The organism is Ruegeria sp. O11 (assembly GCF_056535285.1).
Genome location: NZ_JBQERS010000006.1, coordinates 1 through 17,782, shown reverse-complemented (window position 1 = coordinate 17,782; position 17,782 = coordinate 1). Strand labels below are relative to the sequence as shown.

15 protein-coding genes are annotated in these 17,782 nt (G+C 54.2%); 9 read left to right on the top strand and 6 right to left on the bottom strand.

Annotated features, from left to right (window positions below):
* Nucleotides 1-148: 148 nt before the first annotated feature.
* Nucleotides 149-1,792: a hypothetical protein gene (locus ACRZ91_RS12885; protein ID WP_480905947.1), complete on the bottom strand. Its 1,644-nt coding sequence runs from the start codon at nucleotides 1,790-1,792 to the stop codon at nucleotides 149-151.
* Nucleotides 1,793-2,043: 251 nt separating this feature from the next.
* On the opposite strand from ACRZ91_RS12885, the gene ACRZ91_RS12880 reads away from it, so the two are divergent.
* The 6 genes from ACRZ91_RS12880 to ACRZ91_RS12855 all read left to right on the top strand — a co-directional run bounded on the left by ACRZ91_RS12880 (nucleotide 2,044) and on the right by ACRZ91_RS12855 (nucleotide 10,457).
* The gene (locus ACRZ91_RS12880) at nucleotides 2,044-2,925 is read left to right on the top strand and encodes a LysR family transcriptional regulator (RefSeq protein ID WP_480905944.1); all 882 of its coding nucleotides are present in this window, start codon (nucleotides 2,044-2,046) and stop codon (nucleotides 2,923-2,925) included.
* 87 nt (nucleotides 2,926-3,012) lie between these two features.
* On the top strand, nucleotides 3,013-3,828 hold the full coding sequence (locus tag ACRZ91_RS12875) for a putative hydro-lyase (protein ID WP_480905942.1): 816 nt from the start codon (nucleotides 3,013-3,015) through the stop codon (nucleotides 3,826-3,828).
* A 20-nt stretch (nucleotides 3,829-3,848) separates the two neighbouring features.
* Nucleotides 3,849-4,886, top strand: a complete 1,038-nt coding sequence (locus ACRZ91_RS12870; protein WP_480905939.1) for a TRAP transporter substrate-binding protein — start codon at nucleotides 3,849-3,851, stop codon at nucleotides 4,884-4,886.
* A 64-nt stretch (nucleotides 4,887-4,950) separates the two neighbouring features.
* Complete coding sequence (locus tag ACRZ91_RS12865) at nucleotides 4,951-5,514, top strand: TRAP transporter small permease subunit (protein WP_480905936.1); 564 nt, start codon at nucleotides 4,951-4,953, stop codon at nucleotides 5,512-5,514.
* A 4-nt stretch (nucleotides 5,515-5,518) separates the two neighbouring features.
* On the top strand, nucleotides 5,519-6,802 hold the full coding sequence (locus ACRZ91_RS12860) for a TRAP transporter large permease (RefSeq protein WP_480905932.1): 1,284 nt from the start codon (nucleotides 5,519-5,521) through the stop codon (nucleotides 6,800-6,802).
* Between the two features lie 70 nt (nucleotides 6,803-6,872).
* The gene (locus ACRZ91_RS12855; protein WP_480905929.1) at nucleotides 6,873-10,457 is read left to right on the top strand and encodes a hydantoinase B/oxoprolinase family protein; all 3,585 of its coding nucleotides are present in this window, start codon (nucleotides 6,873-6,875) and stop codon (nucleotides 10,455-10,457) included.
* 373 nt (nucleotides 10,458-10,830) lie between these two features.
* Here ACRZ91_RS12855 and ACRZ91_RS12850 read toward each other — a convergent pair whose 3' ends face one another.
* The 3 genes from ACRZ91_RS12850 to ACRZ91_RS12840 form a co-directional block, all read right to left on the bottom strand.
* Nucleotides 10,831-11,427: an HAD family hydrolase gene (locus tag ACRZ91_RS12850; RefSeq protein ID WP_480905926.1), complete on the bottom strand. Its 597-nt coding sequence runs from the start codon at nucleotides 11,425-11,427 to the stop codon at nucleotides 10,831-10,833.
* A gap of 55 nt (nucleotides 11,428-11,482) precedes the next feature.
* Entirely contained in the window at nucleotides 11,483-11,671 is a 189-nt protein-coding gene (locus ACRZ91_RS12845; RefSeq protein WP_480906342.1) for a TOBE domain-containing protein, read from the bottom strand.
* Between the two features lie 118 nt (nucleotides 11,672-11,789).
* A complete protein-coding gene (locus ACRZ91_RS12840) occupies nucleotides 11,790-12,986 on the bottom strand; it encodes an NADH:flavin oxidoreductase/NADH oxidase family protein (RefSeq protein ID WP_480905923.1) in 1,197 nt (398 codons plus the stop codon).
* Nucleotides 12,987-13,087: 101 nt separating this feature from the next.
* Between ACRZ91_RS12840 and ACRZ91_RS12835 the strand changes: the two genes are divergently transcribed.
* Nucleotides 13,088-13,987, top strand: coding sequence for a LysR family transcriptional regulator (locus ACRZ91_RS12835; protein ID WP_480905920.1), 900 nt, complete (start codon nucleotides 13,088-13,090; stop codon nucleotides 13,985-13,987).
* A gap of 134 nt (nucleotides 13,988-14,121) precedes the next feature.
* Here ACRZ91_RS12835 and ACRZ91_RS12830 read toward each other — a convergent pair whose 3' ends face one another.
* Nucleotides 14,122-14,493 (bottom strand): winged helix-turn-helix transcriptional regulator, encoded by a 372-nt coding sequence (locus tag ACRZ91_RS12830; protein ID WP_480905917.1) that lies wholly within the window; start codon nucleotides 14,491-14,493, stop codon nucleotides 14,122-14,124.
* A 100-nt stretch (nucleotides 14,494-14,593) separates the two neighbouring features.
* Between ACRZ91_RS12830 and ACRZ91_RS12825 the strand changes: the two genes are divergently transcribed.
* Nucleotides 14,594-14,896 carry a DUF1330 domain-containing protein gene (locus ACRZ91_RS12825; RefSeq protein WP_170771790.1) on the top strand — a complete coding sequence of 101 codons (303 nt, stop codon included), beginning with the start codon at nucleotides 14,594-14,596 and terminating at the stop codon, nucleotides 14,894-14,896.
* Nucleotides 14,897-15,290: 394 nt separating this feature from the next.
* Here the strand turns inward: ACRZ91_RS12825 and ACRZ91_RS12820 are convergent, their stop codons facing one another.
* On the bottom strand, nucleotides 15,291-15,653 hold the full coding sequence (locus ACRZ91_RS12820) for a hypothetical protein (RefSeq protein ID WP_480905914.1): 363 nt from the start codon (nucleotides 15,651-15,653) through the stop codon (nucleotides 15,291-15,293).
* 179 nt (nucleotides 15,654-15,832) lie between these two features.
* On the opposite strand from ACRZ91_RS12820, the gene ACRZ91_RS12815 reads away from it, so the two are divergent.
* Nucleotides 15,833-17,620 carry an adenylate/guanylate cyclase domain-containing protein gene (locus tag ACRZ91_RS12815; protein ID WP_480905912.1) on the top strand — a complete coding sequence of 596 codons (1,788 nt, stop codon included), beginning with the start codon at nucleotides 15,833-15,835 and terminating at the stop codon, nucleotides 17,618-17,620.
* Nucleotides 17,621-17,782 lie beyond the last annotated feature (162 nt).

Here is a 17,782-nt window from a genome sequence, read left to right as displayed (position 1 = left end):
ATGCAATTTCGTTCAGCGGGTGTAGGGCGCTCACATGACAGAAATATAATAGTTTTATCAAATAATTTTTACACGTCGTTGGGGGCAAACCAGTACTGATTTGCCCACGGGTCTGAACAAATTACAACCGCTACATAGGTGAGGACGGCTAGGCAGCTCTCACCTTGCTGCGGCAATAGCAGGATGCGTGAACCGGAACCGTCGCGCGCGCCGCCGCCTGATCCAGCAAGAGTTTGATATGCCGCGCTTCAGTCTCTTCGCCGCGCTGCACCAGACATTCGTGCAAGCCATGAAGACTCCAGATATTGCGCGGATGCTGGCAGGCGCGCGCCAGCGTATCGTCTAGGCCCAGATCGGCGCGGTAGACCGCTTCAGCCTCGTCAAATTGACCAGCCTCCATCAACAACGCGCCCAACGCGTGGCGCGTTGGCTGCATCCACCCCCAAGGTTCATCATAGACCAAGGCGTCATCCAGTTCGACCGACCGACGTAGATGGGTTAGTCCGCCTTCCTGGTCTCCGGATTTGAAAGCGATCTCACCATCCATCATGGCTTCGCCAATCATCAAAACATCCTCGGCTGTATTGTTGAAGACCAGACGGCTTTCCGGCACCGCCTTGCGCGCCTCAACAGCCGCTTCACGTGCTTGTTTGGCGGCGTCCAGCTGTCCCAGGTTTGCAAGTGCGACCGCGCGTGCCTGTTGAATCGCGGCCGTAGTGTAGCTGTATAGTTCGGCATCTTCGGGCAGTGGTTCATCCAGAATATCCTGCCACATGCCAAATCGGACCATGACATGCACCTTCTTGCCATAGAAAGATTCAAACAGGTCTGGGAAGAACCGGATCACATTGTCAGGCAGCATCCGCATCAGCTCTTCCGATGCAGCGAGTGCCTTTTCAGGTTGCCCGAGGAACATGGCGCCGTAGGCTTCGAAATGCACATTGTGGATACGATAGACGGTATAAAAATTCTCGCCCCCTGCCATCAATTCGTACTTCTGATCAACGGCTGCGGCTCGATGATTGCGCCAGACGACATTCTGATAGTCACCACAAAGAACATCGATATGCGTGGCCATATGCACTAGGTGTCCGCTATCTGGGACCAAATCGACCAGCCGGTCCCCGTGTCGCAGGGCCTTTTCGGGTGTAGGCGACATCTCCATCAGATGGATATACATATGCAGCAGTCCTGGGTGGTCCCAAGCGCCATGAAGCGTATCAAACGCTGTTTCCAATACGGTCTGTGCCTCTTTGGTCGAAGCCCCTTCGGCAGGAATCCCTTTCTTCAAATCCCAAAGCTGCCATGGGGTGCGGTTCATCAAAGCCTCGGCAAATACGGATGAGACCTCAAGATCATCTGGATTGTTTGAATAGACCTCACGCATTGAATCCGCGAACGCGTCATTCCAAGGTGTGTAATCCTCGATCTCGGGGTCCGAAGGAAAACGATGTGATATCGCTTCGATCAAAGCGGCCTCGACCTGCGTAGATGTTTTGCGTAACGCCATAGCCGCCTCGATTGACTGTTGGGCTTTCTCGAGCGTTGCGACTTTTTCATCGGGCTCAAAAAACTCCCACGGCTTGTTGTAATTGGGGCCAATGGCATAGGCGACGCCCCAATGTGCCATGCCACATTTCGGGTCATATGTGAGTGCTTGTTCGAAGCAGGCGGCTGCGGCCTCATGATTATATCCGAACAACCAGACCAGACCCTGGTCGAAAAGTTCCTGAGCTTTATCGGATGAAGTTGTTATGGCACGACTATACGTGCCGAGGTCAAATTCGGTCATCAATCAATCCCCCGTGTGATATCCGCCGAGGAATAGCGAGCAGCGCCTGTCGGCGGATGTCTGAAGGATAGCACATTTTGAGCGGGGCTTTGGGGGCACTAAGAATAGCGTCTGAAAAAGCGTGTATCGGAATGATTTCGCTTTTTGATGATCATGAGTGCATGGAATACTCAGCGTCCGTGCTGAGAGGGCGTTGTGTAGTGGTAATACGATAGTAAGATCAGGACCGTTCTCAGCAGAAAGCGATCAGCGTGTCTCGGCTCAAACTCGATCATCTACAAACATTTCTTGCTGTCGTGCGCTTCGGCAGTGTCAGCAAAGCAGCCGATGTGCTCAACCTTACGCAACCTGCCGTGACAACGCGCATCAAGTCCCTTGAAGACGTCTTGGGAACGTCGTTGTTTGAACGTGAAAGCGCCGGAATGCGCCTGACCAAGCGTGGGGATATGCTGATCCACTATGCCGAGCAATTTCAGCACCTTTCCGATCTGGTCGAAGAGCACGTTGTGGACACGAGCGCGGTTGACAGGTTGATCCGCCTTGGCGTGTCCGAAACCATCGCACAAAGCTGGTTGCCCGAATTCGTCGGCGCGTTGCGCGCAAAATACCCCTCTCTCAAGATCGAGATCAGCGTCGACATTTCATTGAACCTACGGGACCAGTTGCTAGGGCGTGAAATCGATCTGGGTATCCTGCTTGGGCCGGTCTCGGATTACACGGTTGACAACGTGGTATTGCCGGATGTGCCACTGGCATGGTTCCAGGCGTCGGGTGGACCTGTTGGTCAAAATGTCGATCTGGCCGGCATTCCTATCGCGACCTACGCCAAGAACACTCGGCCATACCGGGTATTGAGAGCCGCTCTGTACGAACGGTTCGGTTCCGGAATCTCCCTTTTCCCGTCCTCCTCATTGTCATCTTGCTTTCGGATGGTTGAGGCTGGGCTATGCGTAGGCGCCCTCCCGATCTCGCTGGCAAAAAAACTGGTGCAAGAGGGAAAACTGGTCGAATTCAACCCGGGATGGGTTCCCGAACCCCTTCAATTTTCTGCGTCTTATCTGGGTGATCCACGCAACCATCTGCTTGAGGCTGCAGCGGGTATCGCCAAGGAAATAGCACTTCAGCATGCATAAAAATTTTTTATGTAGAAGCTAAAAATAATACAATTTGATTTTATGCCTCGGTCACACGAACGTATTCCAAATGAGGGAGGCGTCGTGATGAACGATCTGTTTGAGCCACTAAAATCTGCGACAACAGGGTCTGTGCGCGCGCAGATCAGGTCACAGGCCTATCGCGGGCACACTGCCGGTTTGGGCGGAAATACCCTGCAGGCCAACCTGGCGATATTGCCCGAACCTTACGCGTTGGATTTCATGCGCTACTGCCAGCGAAATCCAAAACCCTGTCCGATTGTTGGTGTTTCCGACACAGGTAATCCGAACATGAACACCTTGGGCAGTGATATCGATATCCGCACCGATACTCCGGCCTACTACATTTATCGCGATGGCGTTCACACCGACACGGTTCATGATCTCAGAAACCTGTGGCGCGATGATTTTGTGGCTTTCGCATTGGGGTGCTCATTTACCTTCGAGCATTCATTGCAACAGGCCAAAGTACCGCTCTGGCACATCGAAAATGACCGTACCGTGCCGATGTTCGTGACCAATATCCAAACGGTTAAATCTGGTCCGTTCGAGGGACCAATGGTTGTCAGTATGCGGGCGATCCCTGATGTCAGGCTGGACCAGGTTGTGGAAATCTCACGCAAGTTTCCTCTGGCACACGGCGGTCCAGTGCATTGGGGCGATCCGGCGATCATTGGGATCGCCGATGTAAGTAGCCCGGATTGGGGCGATCCGGCTCCGATCCCAGACGGAACCACGCCTATGTTCTGGGCTTGTGGCGTCACGCCACAGGTTGCGATCAAGAATGCCAAACCTTCAATCGCGATCACACACAAGCCGGGTCACATGCTGATCACCGACATTGCTGATGACGCCGAAACACCAATCTACCCATCAAAATAATGCAACAGGAGAGAAACCAGATGAAGAAACTCGCAACAACACTCGGCGCGCTCGCTGTTTCAGCAACCGCTGCAATCGCCGACAATCCCGTGGTTCTGAACGCAGTTGGAACTTGGTCCAGCCTCACGAATTACCAGAAACACGAAGAGCCTTTCTTTAACCAGCGGCTTAATGCGGCATCGGGCGGAGAAATAGTCGGAAAGATCCAATCGCAATCCGGTTTGGGGCTAAAGGGCTTCGAGATCATGCGCATGGTCAAGAACGGTGTCTTTGATTTTGCATTTGGGTTGCCCGGCTACGTTGCTGCTGAAAATGCGATTTTCGAGGGTGCCGATTTGTCTACCCTGACACAGGATATCGACACTCAGCGACAGGTGGCCGACGCCTATTTCGACACCCTGTCCGCGGCGTTCGAAGAAATCTACAATGCCAAGCTGTTGATGCTGTACCCGTTCCCAAGCCAAACCTTGTGGTGCAACGCCGAAGTGAACGGAATTGCCGATCTGGAAGGCAAGAAAATCCGTGTTTATTCGACGACCTTGGGTGATTTTGTCGAGGGCGTCGGGGGCACATCCGTGACCGTCGCTTTTTCTGAGGTTATCCCAGCATTGGAGAAAGGTGTCGTCGACTGCGCGATCACCGGGACCATGTCAGCCTATACGGCCAAGTGGAACCAAGTGGCCACACATGCCTATACCTTACGTGTCGGCTGGGGTCTGGCATTCGGAGCCATGAACCTGGACAAATGGAACAGCCTGTCGCCCGAACAACAGGCACTCTTGGAAACCGAACTCGCGGTTCTAACGGACTCCATGTGGGTTGAGACGGCAACCGAAGATGATATTGCGATTTCCTGCATCACCGGCGGCACATGTGAGATCGGAGAAGCCGGATCCATGACGCTCGTCGAACCCACGGCAGACGATTTGACCGCACGGGACAAGATCGCGACCGATGTCGTGCTGGCCCGTTGGGCGGAACGCTGCGGCGCCGATTGTGCTGCAAACTGGAATGAAACCGTTGGCCCGATCCTTGGCCTGAAAGCCGAAGCCAAGTAATCCGGCCTATTCAGTGGGGCGGTCGAACTCCCGCCGCCCCACCACAAAACATCAGGTAATCAAAATGTTAGACAAGCTCTTAGGCGGCGCGCGAAGGCTGAGCCTTTGGATGACGTGGCTGGGTGGTACACTTATCGTGTTTTCGGCCTTCCTCATCACTCTCGAAGTTTTTCTGCGTAAAGTTTTCAACATCTCTCTGGGCGGGGCGGACGAAATCTCGGGCTATGCCTTCGGTGTGGCAACCGCGTTGGCGCTGTCTTTTGCGCTGTTTGAACGCGCGCATATCCGAGTTGATGCCCTGCTTGGAGCAATTCCCAAAGCCCTGCACCCATTTATCAACCTGTTTGGCCTGGTGCTTTTGACAGGGTTTGCCTTGGTCATCGTTGTGATGGTGTGCGGAATGGTGGCCGATACGCTGGCTAACGGTTCCCGGTCAATCACACCGATGCGCGTTCCGCTGGCCATTCCCCAGATACCGTGGCTCTTGGGTTGGATGTTCTTTGTCGGCTCAGGCGTTCTGATCGCTCTGGCCGCGATCAGACAGTACTTCCGAGGCGATCTGGCCGCAGTACAGGACTTGATCGGCGTGAAATCCCTGGACGAACAAATAGAAGACGAGACGGTATAGACCAATGCTGATCAAGACACTCCTGATCCTTCTTGCTCTCATCGGTTTGGCCGTACCTATTGCCGCCTCGTTGGGTTGGCTGGGCCTGATCCTGCAATGGACCGACAGCCCGATGCCGTTGCACCGCGCAATATCGGATATGGCATGGCAGACCAGCACGGACTTTCTGCTGGTGGCAATCCCGATGTTCGTAATGATGGGAGAGATCCTTTTGCGTGCTGGCATCACCGAACGGATGTACGACGGTATCGTCAAATGGCTTGGATGGTTGCCGGGTGGGTTGATGCATTCCAATATCGGATCCTCGGCCCTGTTCGCGGCCACGTCTGGGTCATCCGTAGCCACAGCCGCAACCATCGGAACGGTGGCTGTGCCGCAGATCAAAAAGCGGGGTTACAACGAACGGCTGTTTCTCGGCACCGTGGCTGCCGGAGGAACGCTCGGCATTCTCATCCCGCCTTCGATCAACCTGATCCTGTATGGTTTGTTGACCAATACGTCCGTGCCGGAACTGTATCTGGCGGGCTTTCTGCCCGGATTTCTGCTGGCACTGTTGTTCATGGCAACCGTCGTTGTGGCCTGCATGATCAGGCCGGAATGGGGCGGGGACCAATTACGCCACAGCTGGGCAGAGCGGCTTGCTGCACTTCCCGCACTGATCCCCCCTCTTGGCATCTTCATGGTGGTCGTCGGCTCGATTTACGCAGGTCTGGCGACGCCGACCGAAGCCGCAGCATTGGGCGTTGTTGCCTCGATGGCGCTTGCGGCGTTCAACGGCAAGATGTCGATGGAAACCATGCGTCAAGCGATCGAAGGCACGATGCGTACGACCGCCATGATCATGCTGATCATCATAGCTGCGGTGTTCCTGAACTTTGTCCTTTCAATCATCGGCCTGACCCAAGCTCTGACCGATTTTGTCACAGGGCTGGGCTGGAGCCCCATGCAAACTATGTTGATGATCGTCGCGGTGCTGATCCTGATCGGCTGCTTCATGGAGACGCTGTCCATGCTGTTGACCATGGCGCCGCTGGTCACTCCGATCGTCGTCGCGCTTGGCTTTGATCCAGTGTGGTTCGGCATCTTGTTGATGGTACTTCTGGAAACCGCTCTGATCACGCCGCCCATTGGGATCAACCTTTATGTGGTACAAGGGATCAGGAAAGCAGGACCTATGATGGATGTGATCCGCGGCGCATTGCCATTTGTTGTTACCATGTTCGTCATGCTCGGGCTTCTTTTGGTCTTCCCGAAGCTCGCAATCTGGTTGCCTTCTCTGGTGTACTAAACCGTCAAGGCTCCCTCCCCCTTCATGAAATTCAATGCCGGTTTCACCGGCAAACAGAGGAGTTTTGTCCATGTGGCAGTTTTGGGTAGATCGGGGTGGCACGTTCACCGACATCGTTGCACGCAAGCCGGATGGGAGTTTGCAGACACATAAGTTGCTGTCCGAGAATCCTGAGCGTTATGCTGACGCCGCCGTACAAGGTGTCCGTGAATTACTGGGTTTGGAAAGTGATCAGGACATCCCAAAAGGGTCAATTCGTGCGGTAAAGATGGGAACCACGGTCGCGACCAACGCGCTGCTTGAACGGAAAGGCGACCGAACCATTCTGTTCATTACGAAGGGGCTGCGCGATCTTTTGCGGATCGGATATCAGAACCGTCCGCGCCTGTTCGACCTGAACATCCAACTGCCCGAGCTTTTGTACGAAGACGTTGTCGAAGTCGAAGAACGCATCGCGGCAGATGGCGAGGTCGTAACAAAGCTGGATATCGACAAAACGAAAACCGCTTTGGAAAAGGCCTATTCGGAAGGATATCGTTCCGTCGCTGTCGCGCTTATGCACGGCTTTCAGCATCCCAATCATGAAAAACTGATTGGCGAGCTGGCGCGTGCCGTTGGCTTTCCACAAATCTCGCTTAGCCACGTGGTGAGCCCGCTGATCAAACTGGTCGGCCGCGGAGATACCGCAGTGGTTGATGCCTATTTGTCACCCATTCTTCGCCGATATGTAGCGCAGGTAGCGACAGCTCTGGGCGCGCAGGAAGGCGGGTGTAATCAATTGATGTTCATGCAGTCTAACGGCGGCTTGACTGACGCTGATCTCTTCCAGGGCCGTGATGCAATCTTGTCCGGTCCGGCCGGCGGCGTGGTCGGGATGGTGCGCACCGCAGCCGATCATGGCTTTGACAAACTGATTGGATTCGACATGGGCGGTACGTCTACGGACGTGTGTCACTATGCCGGTGAATATGAACGATCCTTTGAAACCGAGGTTGCTGGCGTCAGGATGCGTGCGCCGATGATGTCGATCCATACGGTCGCTGCAGGTGGCGGATCAATCCTGTCCTTTCGCGATGGCAGGATGCAGGTCGGGCCGGAAAGTGCCGGTGCCAACCCCGGACCTGCTGCCTATAGGCGCGGCGGCCCGCTGACCGTCACCGACTGCAATGTCTTGCTTGGTAAACTGCAGCCCAAGCATTTTCCGTCGGTTTTCGGCCATGAAGGCAACGAACCGTTGGATAAGGAAGTTGTGCGCAGAAAATTTGAAGCTCTGGCGGCTGAAATGGGCACAGATAAGTCGATTGAAGAACTTGCCCAAGGGTTCTTGCGCATCGCTGTTGAGAACATGGCAAATGCGATCAAGAAAATCAGTGTGCAACGCGGTTACGACGTCACTAAATACACTATGAATTGCTTTGGCGGCGCCGGGGGACAGCACGCCTGTCTGGTCGCCGACGCGTTGGGGATGGAACGGATTTTCATACACCCTTATGCAGGCGTTTTGTCAGCTTTTGGAATGGGTTTGGCGGACATCACTGCGATCCGGGAACACCAGTTCCAGTCCTCTATTCTGGATCCAGAGGCACAGAATATCTGTGATGCTCTGGCACAGACCGCTACAGCTGAGGTTGCAGCGCAGGGTGTGGCAGAGGTCGATATTTCGATCTCAGCAACTGCCCATATCCGTCCCGCGGACGCTCAGCAAAGTCTGTCGGTGCCGTTTTCCGACCCGGATACGATGCGCAATGCTTTCGTTGAGGCGCACAAGCAGCGCTTCGGATTTGCACCGGATACCAGTGATCTGATCATCGAGATGCTGGTGACCGAGGCAATCGGAAAGACGGGTGAGCAGGTCACTTTGCCCGACAACACCGCGGCCGAGGCCACTCAGGTTCCGGTGACGATTTATTGCAGTGGGCAACGCAAACAGGTTCCCCTTATCGATCGGACGGAGCTTGGCATAGGCCAATCGATCAAAGGTCCGGCGATCTTGACCGAACCCACCGGGACAAATGTCGTCGAAGCCGGCTGGACCGCCACCTGTCTGAGCGGTGGCAACCTGGTCCTGACGCGCGAAATACCACTGCAGCGGGTTGAGGCGGTTGGCACAAATGTCGATCCGGTTATGCTGGAAGTGTTCAACAACCTTTTCATGTCTATCGCCGAACAGATGGGGGCGACCCTTGCCAATACGGCGTATTCAGTGAATATCAAAGAACGGTACGACTTTTCCTGCGCGATATTTGACCAAAACGGTGATCTGGTTGCCAACGCACCGCATGTGCCCGTGCACTTGGGCTCGATGTCGGAAAGCGTTCGAACGATCCTGCGCCAAAACAAGGGTAAGATCCGTCCAGGCGACGTATTCATGATGAACAACCCCTATAACGGCGGCACCCACCTTCCCGACGTCACCGTTATCACCCCAGTTTTTGACGAAGCGGGTGAGAAAATTGTGTTCACCGTCGCCTCGCGCGGCCATCACGCTGATATCGGCGGTAAAACCCCCGGCTCGGCTCCGCCTGATAGTCACCACATAGAAGAGGAAGGCGTGTTGATCGACAACTTCTTGTTGGTCGATCGGGGTGAATTGCGTGACGTCGCGGCGCGCGAACTGTTGGCGTCGGGGCGTTACCCGTGTCGCAATGTCGATCAGAACATGGCGGATCTTGCGGCGCAGATTGCCGCGAACGAGACCGGAGCGGTCGAGCTGCGCAAGATATCGGCACAGTTTGGTCTGCCAACAGTCCACGCCTATATGGGGCACGTTCAGGACAACGCTGAGGAGAGTGTGCGACGCGTTCTCGACGTCCTGCGAGATTGCAGCTTTTCCTACCCATTGGACGGAGGGGCAAAAATCGAAGTTGCAATTTCGGTAGACAAGGCATCCCGAACCGCCACCATCGATTTTTCGGGCACTTCCGGCCAATCACCGCTCAACTACAATGCGCCACTGGCGATTTGCCGTGCCGTTGTCTTGTACGTGTTCCGAACGTTGGTCGGCAGCGACATTCCGATGAACGAAGGCTGTATGAAACCTCTGAATCTGATTGTTCCGACGGGAACGATGATCAATCCCAACGCGCCCGCGGCTGTCATTTCCGGCAATACTGAAGTCTCGCAAGCCATTGCGGACACCCTTTATGGTGCACTTGGGGTTGTTGCAGGCAGCCAGGGCACGATGAACAACTTTGTCTACGGCAATGCAACCTATCAAAATTACGAAACCATCTGCGGAGGGACCGGAGCTGGCAAGGGCTTTGACGGTACCAGTGCAGTACACAGCCACATGACAAACACCCGCATGACGGACCCGGAGGTACTGGAAAGCCGGTTCCCGGTGCGGTTGGAGGAGTTTTCGATCCGCTCTGGTTCGGGCGGGACCGGTGAGTTCAAAGGTGGCGATGGTATCCGCAGGCGGTTGCGGTTCTTAGAAGAAACAACCGTGACCGTCCTTTCGTCCCACCGGGATATCCATCCACACGGTGCCTCTGGCGGCGCCCCGGGCGCGACGGGACAGAACGCAATTGTCCGCGGCAACGGGTTGGTTCAAGAGCTTAGCGGTAACGACCAGTCAGTACTGCTTCCGGGAGATGTTTTCGTAATGGAGACACCAGGCGGAGGTGGGTTCGGCCAACCAGACAAAATGGTGTGATTTGGAGATACATGATGAAATAGGGACTGTTGTGGCAAAAGGGTGCTCTTGACTTGCTCGGGATGTGGCGAAAACGTTTTTTTTGACAGGAAAAACAGCTGAGGCCAGCTTCGTCCAGAGACGCTGGCCCACTGCCAATCGGCTATTGCTAGTGTTATGAACGACCGCTTTGGGGATTCGGTTTTGAAGCGTCGAATTGGTGTTTGAAAAGCCGCTCTGGGCCGCCCCGTGTCAGTTATTTGCGGGGCAGGGGGCTTTGCTGCACCGGCACCGAGGTCAGCATCGAACCCATTCTGCAAAATGCTGCGTTTCGAAGGACTGGTGGAAGATAGACTATACCTGACACCAACGGTGGCAATTAAATGCCCGTGCTTCAATCGATAAGCTGTAGGACGCTCATGCCCGCGTATATTGCTGCCTGAACACCTTGCGGTGAATCCTCGATAACCAAAACGTCGTTTTGAGGTACCGCCAAACGTTTTGCCGCTAGTTTGAATAACTCTGGCGAAGGTTTTGGCAGAACGCCGTCAGAGATACTGATCAAATGGTCGAAAAGATCCCTCATCCCTACGGCTGCAAGTGACAGCTCAGCGACGCTTCGTTCCGCATTCGTTGCGACCGCTAATGAAATCCCTCGTTTGCTCAGCGCTTTTGCAAAACACAACACCGGCGTTACGGGTCTCACAAGGGAAACCGCGTCCGAGAAACACGCAATGCTTACGTGACATGCTCGGTCGATGTCGAAGGCGGTTTCGGTAGTGGCTTGGAACTCTCGGAACAGGCTGTGCCGGTCCAGCCCGGTGCGTGTGTGATACCAATTAGCGGGCATGTCCAATCCTTGGTCCTGCGCAGCGGATTGCATTGAAGCCAAATGCGCTTCCGCGCTTTCGACCAATGTGCCATCGCAATCAAAAATGGCTGCGCTAAACTCCTGTGCATCGAAGAGGTTTAACCACTGATCGCTGGACACACTGCGCGCGTCCCCTCGGTGGTGAAGAATGGCCGGCAGAATCGGAATTCGCATGTTAAGCGGAGACCAAACGCGCTTGATCTTCGAGGATGCCGACAGACACGCTATCCCCGCGCAAAAACGGCTGTGCCTGGACGGGACCAATCACAAACAAAGATCCGACCGATGTTTCCACCGTGTATTGCATCTCTTTTCCGAGATAAGCGGCATAGCTGATCTGTCCTTTGAGGCCGGGTTGACCAATTGGCCAACGGCAGGAATGGGCCGTCGAAGCACCTGAGATTGGGTGGTTGCCTGCCTTTCGCTGCAGATTGAGTCAATGACAGATTTGGGGAAAATCGCCCTTACAGGGCTGGAACACCTTACGGAACAGAAAACCTTCTCTTCCACTGAACGACACGCAATTCATCGCGTTTCTCATATTCTGTAATAGCTTCACTGATGCCCCGGTTAACTTGATCCTCTCGATCTTCTCCGAGATCGGTCATGCGCATGGTAAACCAAGCAGTCATACCTCCGGGCGGCAAGGTGGCGAAGCGAGGGAAAGAGGGATCATTTTCACCTGTCCGCCATTTTGCGGGCAAGGAGGGATCGAGGACAATACCCCGTGCCACTCCCACGACATCCACATCCCCTGAACGGACTGCAGCTTCAGCCTCCTCTTTGCGTTTGAAGCCGCCGGTGACCATAAGTGGAGCCGAAATCAGTCGACGCGCGGCGCGTGCAAATTCGACAAAGTAGGGACCCTTCGTGGCGCGTTCCGAGCTGGAAGGTGCCCCGGGGAAATAGGTTCCGCCGCTGATATCCAGAAGGTCGACACCCTTGCCTTCAAGGCCTGCAACGACTTCGAGTGCTTCGTCTTCCGTTAAACCTCCGTCGAGTTGATCGGTTGCATTCAGCTTTACTGCTACCACAAAGTCGGATGGGACCGACGCGCGAACGGCTTCGACTGTTTCAATGAGTAGCCGCATCCGCGCCTCTATCGAACCGCCATAGGCATCAGTTCGGCGATTAAAAAGTGGCGACAGAAACTGGCTCAGGAGGAAGCCATGTGCGGCATGGATTTGCACGCCGCCAAATCCCAATTCCACCGCACGCAGTGCGGTGCGGGCAAAACAATCTGGGACGGCCCTTATCTCGGCGATTGACATGGCTTCGCTGCGGAAATCAGGAAAGTCGATGGCACTTGGCCCTCTGGGTTTGCTGATCGGAAGATGAGCCATTGCCCCAGCATGCCCAAGCTGCAACCACAATTGGGCTCCGTTAGCCGACCCGCGCCGCGCAAGGTCGCGAAACGCTTTCAGGTCGGCTGCATCATCCAGAACCAGATTGCCCGGTTTCTCGGGGTACCTCGGATCACCCTGCACTTCGCCGATGATCGACGCGGCAAGCCCTCCTTCAGCCCAGCGTTCATAAAGCCGCATCTGAGAAGGAGTTGGGTTTCCCTGGCCATCCGCCAACGAATCCGACATCGCTGATTTGATGATCCGGTTCTTCAATAAACGCCCATTCGGCAAAGTGATTGGCGAGAAAAGGGAACAGTTCGAAGCGGTGTTCAAAGCAGTTTTCCTTGGAGTTTTCATCTCAACCTGAGATACTTTGGATCACTTTGCATGATAAGGTGGCTATTTGGATCACGTCTTGATAGATTTTGGAACAGATGACACATAAGACAGAAATCGAGATCCTTCTGGCCGTTGTCGATCACGGCAGTTTCTCAGCCGCCGCTAGAGTGTTGGGATACACCCCGTCCGCTGTGGGTAAACGGGTGCACCAGCTGGAAGAGCGGTTGAAGGTGCCGCTTCTTGTCCGCTCAACCCGACGCATGGCCTTAACCGATGCAGGACAGCGATATGTGGAGGAAGCGCGGGGTCTTCTTGCTCGCCTAACAGCGCTTGAAGAGGATATTGCCGATGATGGCGACAGGCTGCGCGGCACAATCCGCGTGACAAGCGCCGCAGCTCTTGGTCGCCTGCATGTAGTTCCCATTGCGATCGAATTCATGGAACGACATCCGGAGGTTGAGATCGAATTGCTGCTGACCGACAAATCGGTCGATTTGGTCGGAGAAGGTTTTGACCTTGCGATCCGCAGCGGTGTCTTACGCGACTCGTCCCTGGTCTCGCGAAAACTGATGACCAACCGGCGAGTACCATGTGCTGCAACTGCCTATCTCGAACAGTATGGCACCCCTCAGCGACCGGAAGAGCTTACCACACACAAATGTCTGCGCCTGCGCCATGAGATGCACCTTTCGGATTGGGGGTTTGCCCGAGCACCACACGGGCATGCGCGGCTTGGCCCCGGCTTCATTTGCAACAGTCTTGAAGCTCTCCACGCAGCGTGCTGCGCGGGGCGAGGCATTGCTTGGCTGCCAGAGTTTCTCATCTCCCAAGACCTGCCAAATGGCCACCTGGTGCCGGTGTTAACTGATTTTACTGAACAAGACGCTGGCGGTGGGATCTTCATTCTACGCCCGGAAACAACCTTCCTGCCGCGGCGGGTGCGGGTTTTGATCGATTTCCTGGTGGACCACTTCCCTGGCATTCGAGCCGACTGAACCGGGGAATGCCTGACAACTTCACCCATTTTCTTCAGACACGGGAAATACTGATCCAGGATAGCGCGCGACCGGACATTGGCCGCATGTGCCTACGTTCTCGGCTAATAAGCAACGATAAGACTGAATAGACTTCAAGTTTCCTTGGAAGCCTGCCGTCGGGCAAACACTTTGGCAATGTCTTCTCGGTTTTGCTGAGCCCAGCCGTGGATTAGCGCAATTGGCTCCACCATCTTTTCCCCCAACGACGTCAGTGAGTATTCCACATGGGGCGGGACCACATCATAGACCGTACGCTTAACTACACCCCAGTCTTCGAGATTGCGCAGGGTTTGCGTCAGCATCTTTTTTGAAATGCCCTGCAACCGCCCTGCTAACTTTCCGGGGCGTTGGGGGCCAAGAGACAGCGTATATATCAACCCTGGAACCCACTTCTCCGACATTAGCTCAAACAACTGACGCGTGGAGCATTTCAGGTCGTATTCTTCTTTGCTGATCGGGCGCATTCCACTTTTCCAATGGTTACCTCGAGGTGCCTACTTGATGTTTTGTAACCAATGTTCAGCTTGTGAGCCAGAGATACACCGGCCTTCAAAGGATTAAACCATGCCCGCCTACATGCTGACATTCCTCCGCGTCAAAGATGCAGAAACACACGCCCGAGACTATCTTCCGGAGGCGCACGCGATTTTGCTCAAATATGGCGGTAAACCTCTTGCTGTTACTGAGGATTTTGAAGTGATCGAGGGAAACCTGCCCAAAGGACGCCTGATTTTGATGGAATTTCCCAGCAAAGAGGTCGCCAAAGACTACTATCTTGGACCGGAACATCGTCCATACAAAGAAATACTGGACAGGGTTGCATCCTGTGATTTGGCCATTTTCGAAGGTGTAACAGCGCCAAACTAAACCGTCATTGGGCGTTCCACTGCTTCTGCAGCGAAGGCCAGCATTGTTGCGCTTTGCGTTAATTCGCTCTGCAGCATATCTCGCAGGCGCAGCGAACGGCATGTGTGGGTGGCTCCTGCTTAGCAAGACAATTTTGATCCGATTTGTGAATACGTCAGAAGCAGTCATGTGTCCGGCCTGTTTGAGCGGTTTTGACCTCTGGCCCTGATGGGTTCCGCAAACCAAGTTCCTATCAGCTTTGCGGGCTGCAATGCCCGAGCCATTCGGCGGAGTGTCCTAGTTTTAGCGGCTAACTTAGGCACCATCGTGCGTGTTCCGAACGGAGCAGAAAAACGAGGTAGTCAGTGATGCCCGATGCGGCAAGCTTTTGGTATATTAGTTAGTTTTCCCAGACCTACGGATCAGTGAGATCAGCGCGAATTGACGGCATCATTTCAAATTCGCCATCCATGCTGTCGACCAAGTCCCAAATCTCGGTATTCATGATCTTCTTAGCGAGTTTTTCTGTTACTTTGGTGTTTTCACCAAATGGAGCTTTGTCAAAAAGATCATCCGTAACCGAACTCCATGGCATAACAGTCCAATCCAATCGATCGCTTGAAGCATCCCAAGTCGCATCAAGCAGTCCAATAACGGGGTGCATTATCAAACGACCAAGTGAAACACGCGCGACCGGAACTCCAACATCGACCAACCGATGGCTTAATTGCTGGACTAAACCACCGATATCCCCATCGAAAAAGGCCAGCTTCTGCAACCAGTCTGAAATGCTGTCAAATACATCTCACGTAGTACTCTCCTCAACCATATTGTGTTACAGCTAGTTGTTCATGTCATTCGGTTTATTGGTGGGGGGTTTGCGAAGGATCAGCTTGGCATACGGATGCTGCAATGCACCTAAGGTAGGAGCGAGCCAAAAGCGGTTGCGCTTTCCCAATGGGACCTCTTTGCCAAAATATCTGGCTGACAGTGCTCTTTCTTCTGGCTAGCTTCCAACAAGCGGGGGGGAGAAACATGGAAAAGAGGCTTGCTGCAGTGCTGGCGGCTGATGTCGCCGGATACTCGGCGTTGATGGATCAGGACAGGGACGGAACGCTCAAAGCACTGAAGATTTTCCGTGAAGATCATCTGATACCCGCTTTGGCAGTTCATGAAGGACAACTGATCAAAAGCATGGGTGACGGCTGGATTGTCGAGTTTCGCTCCGCATCAGCCGCGACAGAATTCGCGATTGCTGTTCAGCTCGCTGACCGACCAAAGGAGATCCAAATCCGCATCGGTATACATACCGGGGAAGTCGTTTCGGAAGGCGAGGACATATTCGGTGACGGTATCAACATAGCTGCCCGCCTGGAGGCATTAGCAGAACCGGGGCAGATACTGCTTTCAGACACAGCACATAACAGCTTAGACAGGAATGCCGCCGCGTCGTTCTCTGGTGGTCAGCAGACTGAGTTGAAAAACATTACTCGCCCCGTTGGTGTCTGGCAGTGGCCTGTCGGTTCGGCGATGACAAGTGCATCTGTCAAATCTGAGAAACCCGGTATTGCTGTGCTTCCGTTTGACAATATGTCTGGCGACCTTGAGCAAGAGTTTTTTGCCGATGGAATTACAGAGGACATCATTACAGAGTTGTCTCGATTTCGTTGGTTGATGGTCGTGGCGCGAAACTCATCTTTCACGTTTAAAGGAAAGAGTACCGACATTCGCGAAGTCGGGCAGGCGCTCGGCGTGAGATATGTGCTCGAGGGGTCGGTAAGGCGAGCAGGCCAGCGTCTTCGCATTACAGGACAGTTAATTGATGCAGAGAATGGCAGTCATCTTTGGGCTGACCGTTTCGATGGAACGCTGGACGATGTTTTTGACTTGCAAGATCAAGTCACACAGGAAGTTGTCACGGCGATCGAACCGTCCGTTCGCCATGCCGAGACGGTCCGCGCTCGGGCGAAACCGACGGAAAACCTGGATGCCTATGAACTTTATCTTCAGGCTCAATCACACTTTCATCTGCTGACGGACGAAGACAACCGTGAGGCCATTCGCCTTACGCGTCTGGCGTTGGAGCGCGATCCTGATTATTCGTCGGCAGCTGGATTGCTTGCGTGGTTGCATATCCAAAGGATGGTGCAGGGGCTGAAACCGATTGACGAAGGGCCAAAGGCTGCCGTCGCCGCAGCGGAACGTGTATTATTAAGTGATCGCGCGGATGGAATTGCGTTGGCTTACGCCGCACACTCGATCTCGATGCTTGCACAAGACCTGCCGCGCGCGCGCGCAGTTTTCAAACAAGCACTCTCTGAAAATCCAAACGCTGCGATCGTTCATATGCTCGCTGGCATCAATCTGAATTTTCTCGACAGACCCGAAGAAGCCCTAGAACACGCTACACACTCGATCAATCTCAGTCCAAAAGATCCGATGCGGCACGCAGCCTATGTCGGGCAAGCCTCCTCATTTTTCCAACTTGGGCGCTATGCCGAAGCTGTAGATGCCAATCGAAACGCCTTGGCCATTAGGGCGAAATTCGTGATTACGCATCTCATGCTCATCGCATCCCTGGCTCAAAACGGAGACCTTGAGTCAGCAACGGCTGCGGTCGCTGAACTGAAGGAACTTCGTCCAGATCTCGACATCAAAGAGCAAACGAGACTGCCCATATTCAGCGTTCCCGAATGCTCGGAGAAATGGCGGGAAGGATGGTTAAATGCAGGCCTTCCAATCTGAGATAGCAAAACCAAAAAAGTGATCCAATCCGGAAGCTTCGTTGGATGTGTCGCAAATATTTGGAACGGCCAAAGTCAGCGACTTTCTGGATACACCTATCCTGCGATCTCGGCGAATAACTGGAAGCCGGAATTCTTATCGCTTGAGAATTGCTGTTTTCGG

Bases quoted from the DNA above. Each gene is read 5' to 3' on its own strand.
- ACRZ91_RS12885 (WP_480905947.1), bottom strand. From the start codon at position 1,792: ATGACCGAATTTGACCTCGGCACGTATAGTCGTGCCATAACAACTTCA.
- ACRZ91_RS12875 (WP_480905942.1), top strand. From the start codon at position 3,013: ATGAACGATCTGTTTGAGCCACTAAAATCTGCGACAACAGGGTCTGTG.
- ACRZ91_RS12870 (WP_480905939.1), top strand. From the start codon at position 3,849: ATGAAGAAACTCGCAACAACACTCGGCGCGCTCGCTGTTTCAGCAACC.
- ACRZ91_RS12865 (WP_480905936.1), top strand. From the start codon at position 4,951: ATGTTAGACAAGCTCTTAGGCGGCGCGCGAAGGCTGAGCCTTTGGATG.
- ACRZ91_RS12860 (WP_480905932.1), top strand. From the start codon at position 5,519: ATGCTGATCAAGACACTCCTGATCCTTCTTGCTCTCATCGGTTTGGCC.
- ACRZ91_RS12855 (WP_480905929.1), top strand. From the start codon at position 6,873: ATGTGGCAGTTTTGGGTAGATCGGGGTGGCACGTTCACCGACATCGTT.
- ACRZ91_RS12835 (WP_480905920.1), top strand. From the start codon at position 13,088: ATGACACATAAGACAGAAATCGAGATCCTTCTGGCCGTTGTCGATCAC.
- ACRZ91_RS12830 (WP_480905917.1), bottom strand. From the start codon at position 14,493: ATGCGCCCGATCAGCAAAGAAGAATACGACCTGAAATGCTCCACGCGT.
- ACRZ91_RS12825 (WP_170771790.1), top strand. From the start codon at position 14,594: ATGCCCGCCTACATGCTGACATTCCTCCGCGTCAAAGATGCAGAAACA.
- ACRZ91_RS12815 (WP_480905912.1), top strand. From the start codon at position 15,833: ATGGGACCTCTTTGCCAAAATATCTGGCTGACAGTGCTCTTTCTTCTG.